Source organism: Micromonospora zingiberis (assembly GCF_004331455.1).
GTDB classification, from domain to species: domain Bacteria; phylum Actinomycetota; class Actinomycetes; order Mycobacteriales; family Micromonosporaceae; genus Micromonospora; species Micromonospora zingiberis.
The window spans coordinates 43,268-67,045 of sequence record NZ_SJJR01000008.1 but is presented as its reverse complement, the minus strand read 5'-3'; the positions used below and the strand labels follow the sequence as shown (position 1 = coordinate 67,045).

Annotated in this window: 9 protein-coding genes; 7 read left to right on the top strand and 2 right to left on the bottom strand. The window is 73.3% G+C overall.

The genetic code is table 11. The annotated features are described in order from the left end of the window. Positions 1-285 precede the first annotated feature (285 nt). The 6 genes from E0H26_RS14055 (at position 286) to E0H26_RS14030 (ending at position 18,069) form a co-directional block, all read left to right on the top strand. Positions 286-1,092 (top strand): TIGR03084 family metal-binding protein, encoded by an 807-nt coding sequence (locus E0H26_RS14055; protein WP_131304060.1) that lies wholly within the window; start codon positions 286-288, stop codon positions 1,090-1,092. Positions 1,093-1,560: 468 nt separating this feature from the next. Next, the gene (locus E0H26_RS14050) at positions 1,561-2,304 is read left to right on the top strand and encodes a helix-turn-helix domain-containing protein (protein WP_131304059.1); all 744 of its coding nucleotides are present in this window, start codon (positions 1,561-1,563) and stop codon (positions 2,302-2,304) included. A 1,039-nt stretch (positions 2,305-3,343) separates the two neighbouring features. Next, positions 3,344-4,786: an MFS transporter gene (locus E0H26_RS14045; RefSeq protein WP_165521864.1), complete on the top strand. Its 1,443-nt coding sequence runs from the start codon at positions 3,344-3,346 to the stop codon at positions 4,784-4,786. A 56-nt stretch (positions 4,787-4,842) separates the two neighbouring features. Continuing rightward, a complete protein-coding gene (locus E0H26_RS14040) occupies positions 4,843-5,367 on the top strand; it encodes a winged helix-turn-helix transcriptional regulator (protein WP_131304057.1) in 525 nt (174 codons plus the stop codon). Between the two features lie 84 nt (positions 5,368-5,451). After that, a complete protein-coding gene (locus tag E0H26_RS14035) occupies positions 5,452-17,358 on the top strand; it encodes a non-ribosomal peptide synthetase (RefSeq protein ID WP_206025104.1) in 11,907 nt (3,968 codons plus the stop codon). A 288-nt stretch (positions 17,359-17,646) separates the two neighbouring features. Beyond that, positions 17,647-18,069 carry a toxin-antitoxin system YwqK family antitoxin gene (locus E0H26_RS14030; RefSeq protein ID WP_131304055.1) on the top strand — a complete coding sequence of 141 codons (423 nt, stop codon included), beginning with the start codon at positions 17,647-17,649 and terminating at the stop codon, positions 18,067-18,069. Between the two features lie 110 nt (positions 18,070-18,179). Here the strand turns inward: E0H26_RS14030 and E0H26_RS14025 are convergent, their stop codons facing one another. Both E0H26_RS14025 and E0H26_RS14020 read right to left on the bottom strand, forming a co-directional pair. Continuing rightward, the gene (locus E0H26_RS14025) at positions 18,180-19,820 is read right to left on the bottom strand and encodes an amidohydrolase (RefSeq protein ID WP_165521863.1); all 1,641 of its coding nucleotides are present in this window, start codon (positions 19,818-19,820) and stop codon (positions 18,180-18,182) included. Continuing rightward, entirely contained in the window at positions 19,817-20,401 is a 585-nt protein-coding gene (locus tag E0H26_RS14020; RefSeq protein WP_131304053.1) for a TetR/AcrR family transcriptional regulator, read from the bottom strand. Before E0H26_RS14020 ends, E0H26_RS14025 begins: the two co-directional genes overlap by 4 nt. Before the next feature lie 278 nt (positions 20,402-20,679). Between E0H26_RS14020 and E0H26_RS14015 the strand changes: the two genes are divergently transcribed. Continuing rightward, on the top strand, positions 20,680-23,430 hold the full coding sequence (locus tag E0H26_RS14015; RefSeq protein ID WP_240742160.1) for an AfsR/SARP family transcriptional regulator: 2,751 nt from the start codon (positions 20,680-20,682) through the stop codon (positions 23,428-23,430). The last annotated feature ends 348 nt before the right edge of the window (positions 23,431-23,778 follow it).

Genomic DNA, 23,778 nt, shown 5'->3' with positions numbered 1-23,778 from the left:
GGTGGCAATTGACACTGCGGGTCGACCGCCTGACGGCACGAACAAAGAAGGAATAAGGACGCCGGCTGGGGCACACTCGGAAAGTCTATTCGACGTGATCACGCACCACAGGGCGCTCCGTCGCATATCAGGCAATTTCATCAACCGACCGCAGTGCCCACCAAAAATCACTATATCCGCCCCATCGGTAATGACGTCCGCTAATTGGACGAGCACCTAGCAATACGCCCGACCACCCGTGGCGGAACGGGCCGCCGACCACCCATTCAGGAAGAGGACATCGACGTGACACAGGCACCCGACGTGATCGCCGACCTCACTGCGGAGAGCGAGGCTCTCGACGCCCTCGTGGCGGGGTTGGACGCCGACCAGTGGGACATCAGCACGCCGGCCCCGGGCTGGGCGATCCGGCACCAGATCGCCCACCTGGCCGCCACCTTCCGGCTCGCCGGGCTGGCCGCCGCGCAGCCGGCCACGTTCCAGCAGGTGGCCTCGCGGCTCAGCGACGACTTCGACGCCAACGTGGCGGCCGCCATGGCCGACTTCGTGGTCGAGCCACCCGCGGTCCTGCTGTCGCGCTGGCGGACCGAGCGGGCCACCGCCGAGAAGGCGCTCGCCGCGGTCCCGCCGGGCCAGCCGGTGCCGTGGCTGGTGCGGCCGCTACCGGCGCCGGTGCTCGCGGCGGCCGGCATGATGGAGGTCTTCGGGCACGGCCGGGACGTCGCCGACGCACTGGGCGTCCGCCCTACGCCCACCGACCGGCTCGGCCACCTGGTCGGGTTCGCCGTTCGGACCTGGGACTTCGGCTACCTGGCGCGCGGCCTGACCCCACCCGACGTGGAGTTCCGTTTCGAGATCACCGCACCCTCCGGCGCGCTGTGGGAGTTCGGCCCGCACGACGCCGAGCAGCGGATCAGTGGTCCGGCCGAGGACTTCTGCCTGCTCGTCACGCGCCGCCGGCACCGCGACGACCTGGCCGTCCGGGCGGTCGGCAGCGACGCCGAGCACTGGTTGGACATCGCCCAGGCGTACCGGGGTCCGGCCGGGCCGGGACGCAGCCCCGGGCAGTTCGCCCGGGTGCGTCATCAGTAGCCCCGGTCAGTCAAGCGGATACCACGCGATGGGGCGTCGGATATCCGTCTCGCACAGTTCGTCCACCCGCCGGGGCGGCGGATCGTCCCATTTACCAACGTTCCGCCGGGTGGACACCCCGACAAACTGGATGGAACAGTCAACCGGCACCGGCAACAAATGCTGCTGTCACCGCATACGAGGCAAGCGTCCAGTTTCTCCTGGCCTGACCAGTCTCGAAGTAAACCGCGCATTGACCTGCATGAGTTTGCAGTTGATTGCGGCGTCCAGCAGGGCTAGCATAACCCAGCGTCACCGCGTAATTTCCCTACGTCAATCGCCAAGGTATTTTCACCCGCAATTGGTACCCGGGTTAACTGAACCCGGTACGCGGGACGGCGTATCGCCACGCGCCACATCTGACGTGTCTACGCCACGGACACAAAACCCCTCGCCACAAGCGCACCAGCCATCGGATTGGGGGATGCGATGGAAGACAGTATCCAGCGAGCCGTCGGTCGAGTAATCGAAGCCATCCGGGAGGACCTAGCGGAGCAACACACCGTGGACGGCATGGCCCGAACAGCCATGTTCAGCAAGTTCCACTTCACCCGGATCTTCCAGCGAACCACCGGCATCTCCCCGGGACGCTTCCTCATGGTCATGCGGCTGCACCGCGCCAAACAGTTGCTGCTGTCCACGTCCATGAGCGTCACCGAGATCACCCACGAGGTCGGCTACGCCAGCGTGGGCACCTTCAGCTCCCGCTTCAGCAGCAGCGTCGGGGTCTCGCCGAGCACCTACCGCCGGCTGCGTGGGGTGACCCCGGAGGTGCCCCTCGACCACCGATCCGTTCCCCAACCGCCGGTCACGGCGATCCAGGGCACGGTGCACGCACCCGAGTCCGAGCACACCGAGGATCGGCTGATCTTCGTCGGACTCTTCCGCGATCCGGTCCCGCTCGGACGTCCCGTGCGGTGCACCATACTCGACCGGCCCGGACCCTACCGGTTGGACAGTCCACCACCCGGGCAGTGGTACGTGCTGGCCTGCTCCCGCCTGCGGGATCGCCAGGACTACTGGCACGCCAACTCGGCGGACGACGACGCGCTGATCGGCACCCACGGGCCGCTGACCATCTGTCGCCGGCCCGGCTCCATGGAGGCCGACCTGAAACTGCGCCGGATGACCCCACTCGACCCACCTATCCTGCTGGCCCTGCCCGTGCCCTGAGCCCTTCGGTCCAGAAGCGCGGCCAGGTCGGCACCGTCCACTGTCCATCTCGCGGTCACCGATGGCGGCGCCGTCCGCACGGCGCCATCACCGGCACCGAACTCGATCCACCGGGCCCCGGCACAAGCCGGCCCACGAGCCGGCGGGCCAGCGACGGGGCGCCGACGATCCGGTCCGGTCCGACCTCGTTGACGACGATGAGGTCGGCCCGCTCGCGGACCCACGGGCCGGCGGCCGGTTCGGGACGCTCGGCCCCATCCCTGGTGGGACCGGCACCACGACCGCAGACCCGACCCGGTGCGGCTTGCTGGTCCCCGGTCGTCCCGCCTGCGGGTCGGCCGTACCGCCGCCACCGCCCGCCGAGCCGGTCTCGCTGCCGTCCACGGCTCGCCTCACCAGCGCCCCGGTCTCCCCGTCCGGAACCGCCGGGCCGCCCCGCCCGTCGAGGCATGCCCGTCGCCACCGGACGCCCGACGTGCCGGTACACACCGCCCGGTCCTGGCGACCGTCTGCCATGGGTGACCCGCCCCGGCCCGCCGGACGCATCGACCTCCCCGGCCGATGGGGTTCCTCGACCGCGTCCGACGGATGCCCGGTCCCCGGTCCCGGCCGGGCCCGCACCCAGGTCACGAACGAAGAAGGCACGCTCCTCCCGGGTGGAGGAATTGCGCTTACCTACCCCCACCCGAACGCAGCCCACCGCCGCGACCTGCACCCGAAACCCACGCCACCGGCCGGTGACCCGAGACGACCGCAAGGTGGGCGCGGCATAGCCGGGCAACTCAGACACGACAGGGTCGTGCTGGGGACGCCCGACTGCTATCTTCATTGGCCCACGTAAGTTTCAAAACCGGACCGACGTGGTGGTGGGCGGTCCCGCACGCGCGACAGCCTTGGCCACCCACCCAGAGACAACCCGGTCGCACCCCGGGTCCGTTCGTCGTACCCGTGGCCACTGCGGCCGTTAACCGCTCACGGCACGTCTGACGCGCGCCAGATGCAACTAGCTTCCGCACCACGGGGGAACCAAGGGGCTGGCATGGTGGACAACTTCAGCGGAGCGTCCGCATCGGCGGCACATCTCGGCGGACGGCAGTGGCTGGCCCTCGGCGCACTCGGCGCGTCGTTCCTGATGGTGGCGGTGGACAGCACCATCGTCTACGTCGCGATTCCGAGCATCCAGCAGGCGTTGACCCTGTCCACGGCGACCGTGCACTGGTTCATGTCGGCCTTCCTGATCAGCTTCGGTGGCGTACTGCTGTTCAGCACCCGGTTGGCCGAACTGTTCGGCCGCCGCCGGCTGTTCACCACCGGCCTGGTGGTGGTCACCGCCGCCTCGCTGCTGTCGGCGGTGGCCTGGTCGGGTGGGGTGCTGATCGGTGCCCGCGCGTTGCAGGGCATCGGCGCCGCACTTGTCGCGACGACCGCGCTGCCGCTGCTCGCCACCGCTCTCGGCAACGGTCCCGCCCGAGCCCGCGCGCTCGGCCTGTGGACGCTGATCGGCGCCTTCGGCGGCACCGCCGGGCTGCTGCTCGGCGGCCTGCTCACCGATGGTCTCGGCTGGCGGTGGGTGTTCCTCGTCAACGTGCCGGTGGGGATCGTCGCCGCGCTGCTCGCCCCGATCCTGCCCGCCGATGGCTGCGCCACTGCCGGGCATCCGCTGGAGGTGGCCGGCGCGGCCAGCCTGATCGGTGCCCTGGCCCTGATCGGCTGGACGATCGTCGCGGCGTTCGTCCCCGGTGGTTCCACCGGCATTGCGCTGCTGCGGTTGGCCGGTGCGTTGGTGCTGTTGCTGCTCTTCCTGGCCATCGAGGCGCGGAGCACGCGTCCCCTGGTGCGCCCTGGGTTGCTGCGTTCCCGCACCCGGGTGGGTGGCCTGGTCGTGCTGTTCACCGCCGGCACGGTGGTCGACGGGGTGCTGCTGCTGATCACCCTGTACGGCCAGGAGACGCTGGGCCTGTCCGCCACCGGGTTCGGTGCGCTGATGGTCGCCCTGACCCTGCCGTCGGTGGTCGGCTCGTACGTGGGCCAGGCCGTGGTGCTACGGCACGGGCTGCGGACGGTCGCACTGGCGGGCATGGCCCTCGCCGGTGCCGGCCTGCTGGCCCTGGCCATGGTCAACGGCCCGCTGGCCACCGGGAACTTCCTCAGTGTGCTACCCGTGGTCGGCGTCGGCGCCGGAGCCGCCTTCGTGGCCGCGCAGATCGCCGTGACCCTTGGCGCCACCGAGGCCGACTCCGCCACCACCTCAAGCCTCACCGACGCCTCGTTCAGTCTGGGTGGGGCGATCGGGCTGGCCGTCATGTCGGCCGTACTCGTCGCGCACCAGGCGGCACCTGTCACCGCCCAGTTGCCGACATCGGTGGACGGCGGCCTGCACACGGCGCTCGCGGTGGCCGGTGGCCTCGCCGTGGTCGGCCTGCTCGCGGCGTTGCTGTTGCTGCGGCACGAGGGCGCCCCGGTGCCCAGGGGAAAAACGTAGTGAGGTTCGCAATTTCCACCACGCAAGGCCGACCTGGTGGCCTCTACGATGGATCAATGTCTTCCCGCGGGTATGGACAGGACTGCTCGATCGCGCGTGCGCTCGAAGTCATCGGTGAACGCTGGACGTTGCTCATCATCCGCAACGCGATGGTGGGTGACTGCCGTTTCGAGTCGCTCCTGAGCAACCTCGGCATTGCCCGCAACGTGCTCGCCCAGCGGCTCAACACCCTGGTCGAGGCCGGCATCTTCGAGCGTGTCCCCTACCGGGACCGGCCGGTACGCCACGAGTACCACCTCACCGCGCGCGGACGGGAGCTGGCGCCCGTGCTCACCGCGCTGATGCAGTGGGGGGACAAGCACTGCGGTGACCATCAACCGAACCGGGAGATGGTGCATGCCCGCTGCGATCACCCGGTCGAGTTGGTCGTGGTCTGCCCGTCCTGCGCGGGACCGATCCCGACCGACGAGATGGTCTCCCGTCCGATCACCGACCCGGCCAGCATGAACGGTGCTCCGGGGGCCACGGTGGACACTGCTCGGCCGGTGACCGCCGCGGGCACCGGTCCAGGCGTCTCCTGACCGCAGCGGCACGAACGGGTCCGCCCACTGGCGATCGCCGCCACCGGCTGTCAGCCGAAGATCATGGGGACCTACCATCCTGCTGTGTCGACTGCGATCGGGCCCGGTGCCCGCCGAGGTCTGCTGGACGTGCTCCTCGGCGCCGCCGACCGGACACCGGACCAGGTCATCGTGCATGTCCGGGAGGACGGCGCGGAGCGGACGGTCAGTTTCCGGCAGCTGCGGGACGAGGCGCTGCGGGTGGCCGGCGGTTACCGGGCGGCGGCGGTCGCGCCCGGAACACCCGCGCTCCTGCTCGCCGACGCCGGTGACGACTTCCAGCCGATGTTCTGGGGTGCGCTCGCCGCCGGACTGGTGCCGGTGCCCCTGCCACCCGAGCCGAACCGGGTTCGCGCCGTACGGGACCTGCTCTCCGACGCCGTGGTGGTGACCGACGACGCCACCGCCGCCGTGGCGAGTGGGCTGCCGGCGCCGGTGCTGCGGCTGGCCGAGTTGCGCACCGGGACGCCACCGGCGGAACTGCCCACGTTCGCCGGGGACGACGTCGCGTTCCTCCAGTTCTCCTCCGGCAGTACCGGTGCGCCCCGGGGCGTGCGGCTGACCCACGACAACGTGCTGGCCAACCTGGAACAGGCCAGGCTGGCCAGCGCGGCAGGCCCGGACGACGTGCTGGTCACCTGGATGCCGTACTTCCACGACATGGGGCTGATCGGCACCCACCTCACCCCGCTCGCCATCGGTCTCAAGCAGGTACGCATCGGTCCGCTGGCGTTCGCCAAGCGCCCGGCCCTCTGGTTCACCACCGCCCACAAGCACCGGGCCACCCTGCTGTCCGCGGCGAACTTCGCGCTGGCCCTGGCGGTACGCCGGGTGCCGGCGCAGACCCTCGCCGGTCTCGACCTGAGCGCGGTGCGTTGCGTGGTGGTGGGGGCGGAGCCGATCTCGCCGGCGGTGTGGCGTTCCTTCCTGGCGCACACCCGCCCGGCCCGGCTCGACCCGGCGGCCCTGCGACCGGTGTACGGGCTCGCCGAGGCGACCCTCGCGGTGACCTTCCCCCCGCCGGGTGAGGTGGCCGTGCCGCACGTGCTGGACCGGGTCGAGTTGAGCCAGGGCCGGGCGGTGCCGACGCAGCCCGGCCCGCACGCGGTCGAGCTGATGGACCTGGGCCATCCGGTGGCCGGCTGCGCGCTGCGGGTCGTCGACGACCACGGCCGTCCGCTGGCCGAGCAGCGGGTCGGCCAGATCGAGGTACGCGGCCCGAACGTGGCCCCGGGCTACCACCGGGCGCCGCAGGCCAGCCGGGAGACCTTCGTGGACGGCTGGCTGCGTACCGGCGACCTGGGTTTCCTGCGCGACGGGCGGCTCTGCGTCACCGGCCGGGCCAAGGACGTGGTGTTCGTCAACGGTCGGACCTTCCACGCGGCGGACCTGGAAGCGGTGGCTGTGGCCACTGCGGGCCTGCCCGGCCAGGTGACCGCGGTGGTCGGTGCGACCGACCCGGGCTCCGGTGGCGAACGCGTGGTGGTGTTCGTGCCGTGGGCTCGCCCACCGGCCGAGGCGGGTGTGGTCCTCGCCGCCGTGCGGGCGCGGGTGGCCGAGGCCTGCGGCCACGACGACGTGCGGGTGCTGCCGTTGCCGCCCGGCGCGTTCGCCCGGACCACCAGTGGAAAGCTGCGCCGACGCCGGATGCGCGAACGGTACCTGGCCGGCGACTTCGCCGACCGCGAGCGGCGCTGGTGCGCCCCGGACGCCAGCACCCCGACGGACAGCGTCCCGGGCGCCAGCACCCCGACGGACAGCGCCCCGGGCGCCAGTACTCCGACGGACAGGGTCCCGGCCGATCCGCGCGTCGCGGCGTGGTCCCGGCCTGAACTGGAGGCGCTGGTCCGCGAGGTCTGGGCCCGGGTGCTGGGCCGCTCGCCCGCCACGATCGGCCCGGACGACCGGTTCCTGGCCATCGGTGGATCGTCGTTGAAGGCCATGGAGGTGCTCGCCGGGCTGGAGGACGCCCTGGGTACCCCGTTGAACCCGGCGGACCTGCGGGACTGCCCCACCGTCACGGCCCTCGCCGACCGGCTTGCCGCCGGACCGGTCAGTCGGCCGTCCGGCGACCCGGCTGGTGGTTCGCGCGGGGGCGGTGCCGGCCCGGCGCTCGCGGTGATCGGCATGGCCTGCCGGTTCCCCGGCGCGGACACCCCCGAGGAGTTCTGGCAGCGGCTGGTCGACGGCGTCGACGCCGTCGACACCGTTCCCGCACACCGGTGGACCCCGTCGGAGGGCGCCGCCCGGTGGGGTTCCTTCCTCGATGACCCGATGCTCTTCGACGCCGGCTTCTTCGGCCTCACCGAGCAGGAGGCCCGGCTCACCGATCCGCACGCCCGGCTGTTCCTGGAGATCGGCTACGAGGCGTTGGAACGCGCCGGGTACGCCGGCCCCCGGCGGCACGGGCACCGGATCGGCGTCTTCGCGGCCGTCGGGGAGAGCGCGTACCCGCAACTGCTGGCGACCGACGGCCCGGCCGGCGGGGCGGCGGCGCTGATCGGAAACCTGCGCAACCTGATCCCGGCCCGGTTGGCGCAGGCGCTGGACCTGACCGGGCCGGCGATGGCGGTGGACACGGCCTGCTCGTCGGCGCTGGTCGCGCTGCATCTGGCCGCCCGCAGCCTGGCCGCCGGGGAGTGCGACGTCGCGGTGGTCGGTGGGGTGAATCTCAACCTCACCGAGACCGGTTACCGGTTGCTCGACGCCGCCGAGGCCCTCTCCCCCACCGGAAGGTGCCGCGCCTTCGACGCCGACGCCGACGGGTTCGTCCCCGGAGAGGGCGGTGCCGCGCTGGTACTCCGCCGGGTCGACGACGCGCACGCCGACGGGGACGAGGTCCTGGCCGTGGTGGCCGGGACCGCCGTCGGCAACGACGGACGGTCACTGAGCCTGCTCGCGCCGAACCCGCACCGGCAGTGGGAGGTGATCGCGCAGGCGTACCGGGACGCGGGGATCGATCCGGCGACGGTGTCGTACGTGGAGGCCCACGGCACCGGCACCGAACTCGGCGACCCGGTGGAGGTCCGGTCCCTGGCGGCGGCGTACCCACCGCCCGCCGACGGGGTGCCGCGCGGGTTGGGTTCGGTGAAGACGAACCTCGGCCATTTGCTCAACTCTGCCGGTCTGCCCGCGCTGGTGAAGGTGGTGCTGGCGCTGCGGCACCGATACCTGCCGCCCGCCCTGCACCACGCTCGGCCGGCGGTCCGCTGCGATCTCACCGGAGCCGGCTTCGCGGTGGTCACCGAGGGGCGGCCGTGGACCGCACCGGGTCCACTGGTCGCCGGGGTGAACGGATTCGGCTTCGGTGGTACGAACGCACACGCGATCCTGCGGGAGGCCCCGACCGCACCGGCAGCGGCCCTGGACGGTTCGGCTGCTGGCCTGGCCACGCTCGGCGCGCACTCGGCGACCGCGCTGCGGCAGGCGGCGCGGGAACTCGCCGCGTACCTGCGGGCCCATCCGGAACTGACCGAGGCGGACGTCTGCGCCAGCGCGGGTACCGCCCGCGACGACGCCCCGTACCGGCTGGCGGTGGTCGCCGACGGTGACCTGGCGGCCCGGCTCGACAGCGCCGCCGACGCCCTGGGCGCGCACACCGAGCCGGTCGGTCGCCGGCCGCGGACCGTATTCGTCCTTCCGGACGACGGCGTGGCGCTGTCCACGGCGGCCGTACGCGACCTGCACGACCGGCTGCCGGTCTTCCGCGAGCGGCTCACCGAACTCGGCGCCACGCCGGTGCGGGGACGTCCGCTGCTGTCCTGGTGTCTGACCGGACCGGTGGCCGATCCGCGGGTCGCGGGCCCGGTGGCGGTCGCGGTGGGGCTCGCCCTCGCCGGTCAGCTCGCCGCCTGGGGCGTACGGCCGGACCGGCTGCTCGGTCACGGCGTCGGCGAGTTGGCGGCTGCGGCGGCCCGAGGTGAGCTGGATCCGGCCGAGGCGATCCGTCGTGCCGGCGCGGTGGCGGAGGGCTCCGTTGGGCCGGATTCGGGCGTGATCCTGGGACAGGTGCGCGACGACGGGCACGACACCGTCGTCGACCTGGGGGCGACGGGCCTGGCCGCCGCGTCGCGGCAGGCCGGGGCGGTGCGGGTGCTGACCGTGCTGGATCGGGCGGCCCAGTCGGGTGCCGCGACCACGGCGCTGCTGGCGGCGGTGGGACAGCTCTGGACTCTGGGCGGACCGCTGGACCGGGCCGCCCTCTACGCCGGCCGGCGACGGGTGCCCGTGCCGACGTACCCGTTTCAGCGGCGGTCGTACCCGCCGCCGGCCGTGGTGCCGCTGCATCGCATCGCCTGGCGGGAGGCGCCGTTGGGCACCGGTGAGTTGCCGGCCCGGGTGCGGTTGTGTGGCCCCGGCGCCGACGGTGACCTCGCCGTCCGGCTCGCCGCCACGCTCACCGAACGTGGCGTCACGGTTCAGGTCGGGCCGGAATGTGCCGGCGACGGCGCACCACCGGAGCTGACCGTGCTGCTCGCCGGTGCGGCGGCCGACCCGCCCGACGTGGCGGCCCTCGACCTCGCCGTGGAGGGGCAGGTACGCGCGCTGCGGGCCGTGCTCGACGCGCCGGACGCCCGACTCGGCCGGCTGCTGGTGGTCACCGAGGACGTCCAGGTCACCGGGGACGTCCAGGGCGCCGGGGACGTCCAGGTCACCGGGGACGTCCAGGTCACCGGGGACGTGCGGGGCGCCGGGGCGCAGGAGCGTCCCCGGCCGGTGCAGGCGGTGCTGGGTGGGCTGTGCGCGGCACTGGCCGACGAACGTCCCGGCCTGCGTACCCGGGTGATCGATCTGTCGAGTGTGGATGATGTGCCGTCCCGGGTGGAGGCGGTGTGCCGGGAGGCGTCCGGAGGGCAGCTCGCCGACGCGACGACGCACGGCGGCCAGCTGACCGGGACGGCCTGGCGGGCCGGACGCCGGCTCGGCCGGTACCTGGTGTCGACTGGCGGTACGGCCGCACGGTCCGGCGCACCGCAGCCCTCCGACGGGGTGCACGTGATCGTCGGCGGTGGCGGCGGGATCGGCGCCGAGTTGGCCCGTACCCTGGCCCGCCAGGGACAACCGACGCTGTTGCTCGCCGGGCGGTCGGCGCAGGCCCCGGACGGCCTGCTCGACGAGCTGACCGCGGCCGGTGCCGCCGCGACGTACCAGCGTTGCGACGTGAGCGTGCCGGCCGACGTCGACGCGCTGTTCGCCGGGCTGCCCCGGGTGCAGACCGTCTGGCACGCCGCCGCAACGGTCCGGGTCGGCACCCTGGCGGCGAAGTCCGTTCCGGACGTGCTGGCCGTGCTGGCGCCCAAGGTGCGCGGCAGTTACCTGCTGGCCGAGGCGCTGCGCCGGCATGGTCACGGCCGGGCGGCCCTGGTGGGCTTCTCCTCGGTCAGCGCGGTGCTGCCCGGCCTGGCCGGGGCGATCGGCGACTACGCGGCCGCCAACGGGTACCTCGATGCGTTCGCCGCCGCGCAGCGGGCCGCCGGACGTCCCTTCCAGTCGGTCGGCTTCGCCGCCGTCACCGACACCGGGATGGCGGCCCGAGGCGGCGCCGGGTCCCGCCGGGAGTCTCCCGGTGCACTGACCGTACGGGCCGCCGTGGGGGCCTTGCAGGCCGCCCGGGACGTCGATGCCGCCCACCTGATCGTCGCGGACCTGCGTCCGGGTGGCGGTGGTGTGCCTGCCGTGCGGCCCGAACCGACGCCGGCCGCTGCGGCCCCGAAACCGGCCGGGCTTGCGGTCGCCGGTCTGCCGCAGGTCCCGGCCGGCGTTCGGGTCGACGGCCCGGACGTGGGCCAGCCGGGCGTCGAGGAGTTGGCTCGGTTGCTGCGCCGGTTGCTCGCCGAGCCGCTGCACCGCGCGAGTGAGGAGATCGCCGACGACGTCTCGTTCCTCGCCCTCGGGCTGGACTCGCTGGCCGCCGTGGACCTGGTCAAGCGGTTGGAGGACGAACTCGGCCGGCAACTGCCGGTGACCCTGTTCTTCGAGTACACCACCGTCGCCACGCTGGCCGCCGCCCTGGCGGAGTCCGGTACCGCACCGCCGGCACCACCAGCCGAGAAGGCCGTACCGCCGGCACCATCGCTCAGCCAGGCCGTGCCGCCGGTCGGCGCTGCCGCGTCCTCGGCGCTGTCGGCGGGGGCAGTGTTTCCGGCCGTGCCGGTCGCCGACGGGGAACCGGTCGCGCTGACCGCCGTGCAGCGGGCGTGGTACGTCAACGAGCGACTGCACCCGAGCGTGGCCAGTTACGCCTTCGTCCGGCAGACCGTCACCGGGCCGCTCGACGCGAACCTGCTCGGCCAGGCCCTGGCCGGTCTCGTCGCCCAGCATCCGATGCTGCGGGTCCGGTTCGTCGCCGACGCCACCGATCCACGCCAGGTGATCGGTGCGCCGGCCGGCACGAGGTACGAGGTGCAGCCGCTGACCGGCCCACTGACCGCGCTGGAGGAGCGGCTCTGCAACACCCCGGTGGACCTGACCCGGCAACCGCCGCTGCGCGCGGTGCTCGCCCAGGAACGCCCCGACCTCGCCCACCTGATCCTGCTGCTGCACCACGCGGCGGCCGACGGGTTCAGCCTCAACCTGCTCAGCGAGCAACTATGGGCCGACTACACCGCGCTGGCGGCCGGACGTACCCCCACGGTCCGGCCCGCCAGCGGGAGTTTCGTCGGCTTCGCCGCTGCCGCCGTCCCGCCCCGCGAGGCGGACCTGGCCTACTGGCGCCGGACGTTGGACGAGCCGGGGTGGACGCTGCGGCTGCCGTACGACGGCGATCCGGCGGGGCTGCCCGCACCGCCGTGTGTGACTCACCTGGAGGAGTTGGACGACCTGCTGGTGGCGCGGCTGCGGGAGCGGGCCGCCGAGGCCGGCGTCTCCCTGTTCCATCTGCTCCTCGCCGGGTACCTCCGGTGCCTGGCGAGGTGGAGCGGACAGCGGCGGGTTCCGGTCAACGTGGCGCGGGCCGGGCGCGACGCCCGGATGCCCGGCATCGAGCGGATCGTCGGCCCGTTCGCCGACACCTTGCCGCTGCTGGCCGAGGTGGACCCGGCCGAGCCGGTCGCGCGGATGGCCGACCGGCTCCGGCGGTCCTGGAGTGAGGCGCAGCGCCATGGTTCGGTGTCCAGCCTGGATCTGGCCCGGTTGCTGCGCCCGAGCGGCGGCGGCCCGCGTACCGCCAGCCCGGCCGGGTTCAGTTTCGCCCGCTTCCCGGTCACCACCGACCCCGACTGCCCGGTGGCGGTCGCTCCCACGGCGGCCGGCTCCGGTTCCGCCGCCACCCAGCTCAGCCTGCTGTGGTGGGAGTCGGGAACGACGCTTCGACTGTCGTGGAACTTCCCGCTGCGGTTGTTCCGGCGGCAGACGGTGGCCCGGCTCGCCGCCGAGCATCACCGCGAACTGGTCGACCTCGCCGCCGGGCAGCAGCGGGAAATCGTCGGTCTCGACGGGTGGCAGCCGGCGCGCGGGGTCGCCGGGGCACGCCCGGAGCCCGCCGACACGGTACGGCAGGTGGCCGAGACCGGGGACGTCAGTGCCCGCATTCGGCTGGTCTGCCGGCGTACCCCGGACGCGGTGGCGGTGACCGACGGCCGGCGGGCACTGACCTATCGGGAGCTGGACCGGGCCGCCGACCGGGTGGCAGGGCAGCTGGCCGCCCACGGGGTCCGCCCCGGCCAGCACGTTGGGCTGCTCACCGCACCCGGCCCGGACTCGATCATCGGGGTGGTCGGGATTCTGCGCGCCGCAGCCGCCTGGGTGCCGCTGGACGCCGCCCATCCCCCGGCCCGACTCGACGGCCAACTGCACCGCGCTGACGTCACGGTGGTGCTGCACGACGACGACTGCGCGGGCACCGTCGCCCGGCTCGCCGGCACCGCCCGACCGGTCCGGCTGGGCGCGGAAACCCACCCGGTGCCGACCGGGATGCCGACGGCCGCGCCGCAGGACACGGCGTACGTGATCTTCACGTCGGGATCGACGGGACGACCGAAGGGGGTGCCGGTCACCCACCGGTCGATGATGAACTACCTCGACTGGGCGATCGACACCTTCGGCTACCACGCCGGGGATCGGCTGGCCCAGACCGCGTCGATCTGCTTCGACGCGGCGGTCCGGCAGATCCTGGCGCCGCTGCTGGTCGGGGCCACCGTGGTCACCTTCGGCCGGTCGGAACTGCGTGACCCGGCGGCGCTGCTGTCCCGGCTGGAGCGCGACCGGCTCACCGTGTGGAGTTCGGTACCCACCCTCTGGGAGCGGCTGCTGCGGGCCGCCGAGGAGCGTACGACGCGCGACGGCGTACCGCCGGATCTGCGCGCCCTGCGCTGGGTGCACGTCGGCGGGGAGGAGCTGTCCCCGGTGCCGGTACGCCGTTGGTTCGACCTCTTCGGCGCCGGCTGCCGGATCACCAACCTGTACGGCCCGACCGAGGCGACGATCAACGCCACCTGGCATCTGATCGACGCCCGTCCCGACGACGTGGTGCACCGGTTGCCGATCGGCCGGCCGGTCGGCGGGGCCGAGGTACGTGTGGTCGACCCGCACGGGATTCCCTGCCCACCCGGCGTGGCCGGTGAGCTGCTCCTCGGCGGCGTCGGTATCACCGCCGGTTATCTCGGCGAGCCGGAGCTGACCGCCGCCGCCTTCGTCGAGCAGGGTGGCGAGCGCTACTACCGCAGTGGCGACCGGGGCCGAGTCGCCCCGGACGGCACGCTGGAGTTCCTCGGCCGCCTCGACGATCAGGTGAAGATCCACGGGTACCGGCTGGAACCGGGCGAGATCGAGGCGGTGCTGCGCACTCACCCGGCGGTGGCCGCCGCGACGGTGTTGCACCAGGCCGAGCCGCACCCACGCCTGCACGCCTTCGTCGCGTCGGCACCCGGAACCGAACCGACCGTGGCGCAGCTGCGCGGATATCTCGCCGACCGGTTGCCGGAGCAACTGATCCCGGCCCGCCTGCACCTGCTGGAGGTCCTCCCGCTGACCCCCACCGGCAAGGTCGACCGGGATCGGCTCCGCGCGCACGCCGGTATCGCACCGGCGTCCGCGCCGGTTCCGCCGTCCACCAGTCGGCAGGGCCAGCAGCCCTGGACCGAGGTGGCCTGCGGCCGCGGCCACCAGAGCGCGACCGCCGCCGGGTCGGGCGCCGCCGAGGCCGGCGACCGGGACACCGAGGCGAGACTGGCCCGGATCTGGGGGGACCTGCTCGACCTGCCGACGATCGGGCCGGACGACGACTTCTTCGTCCTCGGCGGCGACTCCATCCTGGCCCTGGAGGTCTTCGCCCGCGCCGCGCGGCAGTTCCCGGCCACCCCGCGGCCCACTGTCATCTACCGGCACCGCACCCTGCGGCAACTCGCCACCGCCATCGATGCCGCCGTCGCCGCGGACGCTGCCGCGATCGCCGGGGTGAACGGCCAGGTCGCGGACCGCACCGACGGTCAGGCCGCAGCTGGTACGAGCAGCGCGGACAGCGGCGGCGATCCGGTCGGGACCATCGTCGCGGGCCCCGGCGACGATTCGGCGGGGCCCTATCCGGTGACGGCCACCCAACGGGGTTTTCTGCTCGCCGACGCCGTCACTCCCGGTGCCGGCACCGCCTGGCTGGCCCGGCTGCGCCTGCGTGGCCGGTTGCGTCGTGACCTCCTCCAACACGCCGTCGACCTGCTGGTGGCCCGGCACCCGATGCTGCGTACGGTCTTTCCCGCCGGGGTCCGTCCGCCGGTCCAGCAGGAGTTGCCGGCATCGTTGCGGTTGCCGATCGGCTACGAGACCCTCACCGACCCGGCCGAGCTGGCCGCCCGGGTCGCCGCGGAACGGGGTCGGCCCTTCGAGGCGTGGGCGTGGCCGCTGGTGCGGCTGCGACTGCTCGCGCTCGCCCCCGACGAGCACATCCTGTTGGTACACGCCCACCACCTGATCGGTGACGGGTACAGCGCCGCGCTGCTCGGCCACGAGCTGCTGACCGTCTACCACCAGCTGGTCGCCGGCCGCCCCGGCGACCTGTCCCCGCTACGCACCCACTTCCGGCAGTACGTCGCGCTGCTGGCCGACCGTGCCGTCGGCCCGCCCGAGCCGGCCGCGTACGCCTGGTGGGCGGGGCGCTTCGGGACGCCGTACCGGCCGCCGGTGCTCCGCGCCGACGGAAACGCCACCGCACCGTCCCCGGCGTGCGGCTTCACCCTGGACGCGACGGTGGTCAGCGGGCTACGCCGGCTGGCCGCCGACGCCGGGACCACCCTGTACGCCCCGGTGCTGACCGCCTACCACCGGGCGGTGGCCCGGCTCACCGGGCAGGACGACCTGGTGTTCGGTTTGGCGCTGACCGGTCGGGACCATCCGTTGCCGGACCTGCACCGGGTCTTCGGTCCCTGCGCGGCGATGCTGCCGCTGCGCCTGGGCGGATCGGCCGGTTTCGCCGAGCAGGTGGTGGGCGTGGCCGCCGAGGTGACCGCCGCCCGGCAGTACGACGATCCGCCGTCGATCGCGGCGGCCGTACCCGCCGGAGCCGGCGGCACCCCGGCCGGGGCCCAGTTCTTCTTCAGCTTCCTGGACTTCGCCGCCCTCGACCCGCCCCCGTCCGCCACGCCCGCGGCTGCGGCGGACGAGGCCGGGGCGGGCCGGCTCAGCCTCGACTGGGACGCCGAGAGCGAGTTGACGCCACCGCCGTTGGGCACCGACCTGTTCCTGACCGCGCGGCCGGGGCCGGACGGGCTGCGGGTGACCCTGCGCGGCGCACCCGGGGCGGTGAGCCCGGCCGAGCTGGACCGGCTCGCGGACTGGCTGCGCGCCGACCTGGAAGCGGCGGCGCGGCCGGTGGACGCGACGGTACGCGGGACCGACCGGACGCGCCGGTCCAGGTTGGCGGCGGCGATCGTCGGCTACCTGCCGCCACCGGCGCAGCTCGCCGAGATCGCCGGGCTGCCCGCCGGGAGCCTGCCTCGGGCCCAGGTACGCGACCTGCTCTTTCCGGGCGGTCGGCCACGATTGCTGGAGGAGTTGACCACCCCGCTGGGCGTCACCGGCTTCGTCTGCCTGCCCCGGTTCGCCGACGAGCTGGCCGCCGCCGGGGACGCGCTCGCCACCGAGGCCGGGGCGGCGGTCGACCTGGCCGCCAGCCTCGGCGCCCGCTGCGTGTCGCTGGCCGGCATGATCCCCGCCCGCACCGGCTACGGCGTGGGCGTGCTGCGTCGTACCCACAGCGGGGTCGCGGTGACCACCGGTCACGCGGCCACCGTCGTCTCCGTCGTGCGCACGGTGGAGGCCGCGCTGGCGGCCGCCGGCCGGGACCTCGCGGGTCACAGCCTCGCCGTGGTCGGTCTCGGCTCGATCGGGTTGTCCTCGCTCCGGTTGCTGCTGGCTCGTACGCCGTACCCGCCCGCCCGGTTGGTGCTCTGCGACGTGCCCGCCGCCGCGCCCCGACTGGCCGAGCAGGCCGCCCGGCTGCGGGCGGACGGCTTCGCCGGCACCATCGAGGTGTCTCCGTCGACACCGGGGATCGCCGCCGCCGGTTACACCGCGCAGGTGGTGATCGCGGCGACCAGCGCGGCCACCCAGCCGGTCGAGGTCGACCGGCTGGTCGCGGGCACGATCCTGGTGGACGACTCGTTCCCGCCGGCGGTGCACCCGGGCCGGGCCCTGGCCCGGATGCGCGGCGACCGCGACATCCTGGTCACCGGTGGTGGCCTGCTGCACGTCGGGGAGACCCGACGTGACCTGCCCGCCGACCTGCCACCGGTGGCCGGGTACGGGGCCGCGCTCGGACTGCCTGGGACGATCGCCTCGTGCCGGTTGGAGTCGCTGTTGTGGACCGCCGTCCCGGATCTGCCGCTGGTGCACGGACTGGTGGACGACGCGACCGCGGCGGCGTACGCGCAGGCGATGACGGCGGCCGGCATCGGCGCCGCGCCGCTGCATCTGCTGCACCATCTGATCGACCCGGATCTGCCCGGCAAGCTGCCCGGGTAGGAACGGGATCCGGCCGGCGCTCGGAGGGATCCGTAAAGTGTCCGGGCCGGACAGTATGGTGCCGCCGTGACGTTGGAGATCATCACGTGGGTGGCGAGTGGACGGTCGGTTTCCCATCGAGCGGGTGGCCTGCCATCCGCGCCTGCCGCTGATCGCCGGCTGGGACGGCTTCCTTGACGCGCAAGTGTCAGCTTGCATACTGTCGCGGCACCGGGCTCGAACCATTCCACCGGTACTGGAGGCGGCGATGCGCGACGACACCCGCGGGCGCGGGATCCGGCCGGCGGCATGAGCGGGCGGCAGCAGCGACCCGACACGGCGCCCACCACTCCCAACCTGCTTGACGACGATGGGCGCAAGCAGGGCCAGTGGACCGACGACGACCCGCACGGCGGGGTCATGGTCGGCGCGTACGCCGACGGGCTGCGCGACGGCGAATGGCGGCACTACTTCGCTGACGGCCGTCTCCGCGCGCAGGGCGAGTTCCGCGGCGGCGAACTGGCCGGCGAGTGGACGTGGTACCGCGCGAACGGGCGGGTCATGCAGCGCGGCGGCTTCCAGCACGACGCGAAGCACGGCGTCTGGGAGCGGTGGAACGCCGCCGGTGAGCCGATCGACCGGGGCACCTACGACATGGGACGCAAGGTCGGCGAGTGGCGCACCTTCCACCCGGACGGCAGCGTCAAGAGGGTCACCACACACCGGTCGTGAGCGCGGCGGCGCGCCGCACCGGCTGATCCGCGTGTGCCCGAAGCCGTCCCGGCGGTATGGCGGGCCGGGTTACCGCCGAAACGGCGTGCCAACCCGCCACGAGAGGCGGGTCAGGCGGTGCGGTGGCCGGCGCACCAGGTGCCGGTGACCTGGATCCCGGCGATGCTCTCGGGCTCGCTGCGGACCGGGTCGCGGTCGAGTTCGACCAGGTCCGCGGCGGCGCCGGTCCGCAGCACGCCCGCCTGGCCGGCCACGCCCAGCGCCACGGCGGCTTCCCTGGTGTACGCGGCGAGGGCCTGTTCGATGGTGAGGCCCTCCTCCGGGTGCACGAGGCCGCCCCCGGCGACCCGGCGGGTGACGGCGGCCTGGACGCCGACCAGTGGCGACAGGGTGCCGGCCGGGTAGTCGCTGCTGGCCGCGACCGACGCGCCCGCGTCGAGCAGTGTGCGCAGCGGAATGAGTTTGAGGGGTGCGGGCAGCGGGAGCATGGTCAGTTCCGCGCCGAGGTCGTACAGGAAGGACGGTTGTGCGACCACCCGTACGCCCGCGTCGGCGAGGCGGCGGGCGGTGGCCGGATCGCAGACCATGGCGTGCTCGATCCGGACCGGGACGTCGAGCCCGTCGACGGCGGCGAGCGCGTCGGCGAGCGCGCCGTTGCCGACGGCGTGCAGGGCCGGGGTGAGGCCGTGGGAGACGGCGGCGCGCACGGCCGTGGTCAGTCGGTCGCGGTCCAGGACCCGAAGGCCGTTGTGCCAGCGTCCGTCCGGCTGCCGGGTGGGGGTGCCGCCACGGCGGGACAGGGCGAGGGCCCGGCGGCCGTGGCGCAGCAACGCCCGCGGCATGCCGGCGGTCGAGCGGAGCAACTGCGTACCGGTGAGGCACAGGTCGCACCGCTCGCCGCCGTCGACCAGGAGCTTGAAGCCGCCCAGTGGGGTGCGCGGGTGGCCGGGGTCGAGGTCGGGCACGGTCGGGTCGCCGATCTCGCCGGCACCGACGTGCCAGCGGTGCACGGTGACGGCGAGGTCGGGTGCGGCTGCGGCGTACCGGGCGACGCCCTCCGGTGGTACCGCCAGATCCCCGACGCGGGTGATGCCGTGCCGGGCGAGTAGCCGGCTGTGTGCGGTGGCGCGCTGCACCCAGGCGTCGTCGCTGGCGGTGGCGCGCCGGGTGAGTGACTCGGCGATGAAGCTGGCCTGTTCGATGAGCACGCCGGTGGGCCGGCCACGGCGGTCCCGTTCGAGGTGGCCGCCGCCCGGGTCGGGGGTGGCGGTGCCGTAGCCGAGGGCGGCCAGGCCGGCGGAGTTGAGCGTGGACTCGTGGTAGCTGACCGAGAACAGGTGCAGTGGCCGGTCGGGGCAGGCGGCGTCCAGCTCGGTCGCGGTCGGCAGGCGCCCCTCGGCCAGGTGGAGCGGGCGGACGCCGTGCAGGCGCAACCAGCCGGTGCCGCTGTCGGCGTGCGCGGCGGCGGCGATCCGGTCGAGCAGTTCGCGCAGCGTCGCCGGGTGTTCGTCGAAGGTCCGGGTGTACCGGTCGCTGGCGACCAGGTAAAGGTGGTGGTGCGGGTCGATGAAACCCGGCAGCAGGGTACGACCGGCCAGGTCGTGCCGCTGGGCACCGGGGCCGGCGGCGGCGCGGACGGTGGGCAGGTCACCGATCGCGGTGATGGTGCCCTCGTCGATCGCCACGGCCTCCGCCACCGGCTGGCGGGGATCCATGGTGCGGATCGTGCCTCCGCTGAACACCATTCTCATGGCCGGGCTCCGAGCTGTGCGAGCAACCCGTCGGTCCAGGCCGCGAGGAAGCGTTCCTGGGCGATGTCGCCGGGCGGGCAGCCGTAGGTGAACTCGCTGATCGCGAAGTAGCAGAGCGAGGACAAGGCCACGGCGGCGACGGCTGCCGCGTCGAAGTCGCGGCGACCGGCGGCGAGCTGCGTCAGCCATCCGGCGACCTCGTCGAAGCCGGGTTGGAACAGCCGCTGGTACAGGTCGGTGAGGTCGACGGGCAGGTCGGCGCCGCCGCGCAGGACGAGCCGGTACAGGTCGCGGTCGGCCGCGACGTAGCCGAGGAAGGCCCGGCCGGCGATGCTGATCGCGGTGCGCGGGTCGGCCGGTTCGGCGATGCCCGGTGCCTGCTGGGCGGCGCGGCGGCTGTCGATGACCCGGTCGAAGGCGGCGACGAGCAGTTCACGTTTCGACCCGATGTGCCGGTAGAGCCCGCCGGCACCGGGTGAGAGGCCGGCGGCGGCCTCGATCTGGGTGATCGTGGTGGCCTGGTAGCCCTGTTCGGCGAAGAGCCGCAGGGCCACGTCGATGATTTCGTCACGCCGACTCACCCCGCAAGTAAATACTTACTTACGAAGGGAGCGCAAGCCACCACGCGATGGCGCGGGAGCAATGCCTGGGGCCCCAGCGAGGGCTTGATCGTTGCGGGAGAACGATACGGTGGAACCCATACAACCGTTGCACGGCTGACGAATAGGCCACCAACTCGCCCCCGTCATCGGGTACGGTGCACCCGGTGACAGCGCCCACATTTGAGGTGCTTTTGCGTTTCGACCTCCTCGGCCCCATCCGCGTGTACCGCGATGGCCAGCCAGTTCCGCTGGGCTCGGTGAAGCAGCGTCTCCTCTTGGCCACCCTGCTGCTGCGTCCGAACGAGATCGTCGGCACCAACGAGTTGGCTGCGATGCTGTGGGGCGACGATCAGCCGGCGTCGGCCGCGGCGAACCTGCGCACCTACGTACGCGGCCTGCGGCAGTCGCTGGGCGGCGGGACGTCCTGGGAGGGGATAGCCGCTGCGGCCGGCGGCTACCTGCTGCGGGTGGGACCAGGCGAACGGGATCTGGACCTGTTCGACGCCGCGGTGGCGCGGGGCCGCGACGCTCTCGCCGCCTCGGATGCACACCGGGCCGAGGCCGAACTCTCCGCTGCGCTGGGGCTGTGGCGTGGGGAGTCGCTGTCCGACCTGCCGCTGCGGCCGGCGTTGGCCCGCCGGGTGGCGCAGTTGGAGGAGCGCCGGCTGCTCGCCGAGGAGGACTACGCCGGGGCGCTGTTGGCGCTCGGCGCGCCGGCCGACGTGGTACGCCGGCTGCGTGCCCTGCTCGACCGGCACCCGCTGCGGCAGCGGGCGTGGGGGCAGCTGATGGTGGGCCTCTACCGTATCGGCGATGTGGCCGGCGCACTGGATACCTTCCGGCAGGCTCGGCAGATGCTGGCGGAGGAAACCGGGCTTGATCCCGCGCCGGAACTCACCAAGTTGTACGACGACATCTTGCATCACCGCCCGGGACTGGCCGGGCACCCGCCATCGGGGCTGGACGGACCGGCACCGGAGACCCCGCCGGGGCCGCTCGTCCAGCGCCCCGAACAGCTGCCGCGTGCGGTGCCGGAGTTCGTCGGCCGCGGAGTCGAACTGGCCAGCCTCGACGCTCTCCTGGACAGCCGGGCGCAGGGGCCTACGACAGTGGTGATCGCTGTGGTGTCCGGCATGGCTGGAGTCGGCAAGACCGCCTTGGCGCTGCACTGGGCGCACCGGGTGGCCGACCGCTTCCCCGACGGCCAGCTCTACGTGAACCTTCGCGGGTACGACGAAGCCGGAGTGGTGTCGCCGCCCGACGCCCTGTCCGGCTTCCTTGAGGCGCTCGGGGTACCCCCCGCCCGGATACCCTCCGATTTGGAGGCCCGGACGGGTCTCTACCGCAGCCTGCTGGCCTCCCGCCGGATGCTCGTGGTGCTCGACAACGCTCGCGACTCCGCCCAGGTTCGTGCCCTGCTGCCCGGTGCCGGCGGCTGCATGGTCGTGGTTACCAGCCGCGACCGGCTCGGCGGCCTGATCGCCGCCGAGTGCGCGGCGCCGTTGACGCTGAGCGTGCTGACCGTCGAGGAGTCGACGAGCCTGCTCGCCAGCCGCCTCGGCGCCAGCCGCCTCGCCTCCGAGCCGGCGGCGGTGGCCGACATCGTCGAGGCCACCGGTCGGCTCCCGCTGGCGTTGTCGATAGTGGCGGCCCGCGTCGCCACCCATCCCACATTTCCGCTCGGCGCCATCGCCGCCGAACTGCACTCGGCCGAGGCGAGGCTGGACGCGTTGGCCGACGGCGACGTGCGGCGTGTCTTCTCCTGGTCGTACCTGGCTCTGGGGCAGGATGCGGCCCAGCTGTTCGCCCTGCTGGGGCTGCATCCGGGCCCGGATCTGACCCCGGCCGCGGCCGCGGCGCTCGCCGGCATGTCGGCTGCGGCCGTCACGCCGCGACTGCGGGAGTTGACCCGGCTTCATCTGCTGGCCGAGCACACGCCCGGCCGGTACGCCTTCCACGATCTTCTGCGTGTGTACGCGGCCGAGCTCGCGGAGTCGCCGGAGCGCGCCGAGGAACACGAGGCGGCCCGAGCGCGCCTGTACGACCATTATCTGCACGACGCCTATCCGGCGGCTCTGCTGCTCCAGCCGCAGTGGCCCCGAATCGAGCCGGTGCCACCGCTGCCCGTACCCGCGAGGCGGCCGGTGACCGATCACGACGGGGCGCTCGCCTGGTTCACCGCGGAGCACCGGGTGATGATGCGGGTGGTGCAGCAGGCCGCCGAGAACGGCTTCGAAGCGTACGCCTGGCAGATCGGCTGGGCGTTGAACACCTTTCTGGCACCGCGCGGCCTGTGGCAGGACCAGTTCGCCACCCAACTGGTGGCGCTGGCCGCGGCGGAAAAGATCGACGACCTCGCCGGGCAGGCCGTCGCCAATCGGCTGCTCTCTCGCGCGTTGACCCGACTCGGTGACCACGACACGGCCGAGCACCGGCTGAAGCGCGCACTTGAGCTGCACGAGCGTCTCGGCGATCCCACTGGTCAGGCCCAGACGCTGCACAACTACTGCGAACTCTGCTTTCTGGACGGCCGGCTCGACGAGGCGCTCACCCACGGTCGCGAGGCGCTGCGGCTGTACCGGCTGGTCGGCAACCGTTCGGGGGAAGCCCGGACGCTCAACGCGATCGGTTGGCTGCTGGCCACCACCGGCGACTATGTGCAGGCCATTGCGAGCTGCACCGAAGCGCTCGTCCAGCAACGACGGAGCGACGACCGCAACGGCCAGGCCGCCACGCTGGACAGTCTCGGCTTCGCCTACGACCGCCTGGGTGATCGCGCCCGCGCGGCCGACTGCTATGAGCAGGCGATCCAGCTGTTCCGCGATTCCGTCGACCGGTATCACGAGGCGGAAACCCTCATCCGGCTCGGGGACACCCGGGACAGGATGGGCGACCGGGTCGCTGCCTCCGCTGCCTGGCGTCAGGCGGTGCGGATCTACGAGGACGTGGGCGACCCCGCGGCGGAGGAGACACGTCGCCGCCTCGAACGCTACGAGTCAGAAGGTTAGGGTTCGGGGCCGGAAGAACCCGAGGTGCGATGCGCTGTGCGCCTCGCCCCGCCGTGCCGGGCCGCGCACGCTGGGCAACGGTGTTCGGCACGCGCTGCTACCTGCACGGCTTCAGGCGCGGTGTATCCGGTGCGGTCGGGATCCGGGTAGGCCGAGCATGTACGCCACTTGTGCCGGAGTTGTGCGGGGATCGCCATACCCTTCATCCGCGCGGACACCCTCAAGCGCAACGGCATCCGTGTCGTGTCCGATCCACCGGCCTGCGCTGGCACTCCACAAGAGGGCGCGGGGCCGTTGGCCTCGACCGGACATTGGGCGACGGATTCAGCGACGCCGCCAACCGATCCA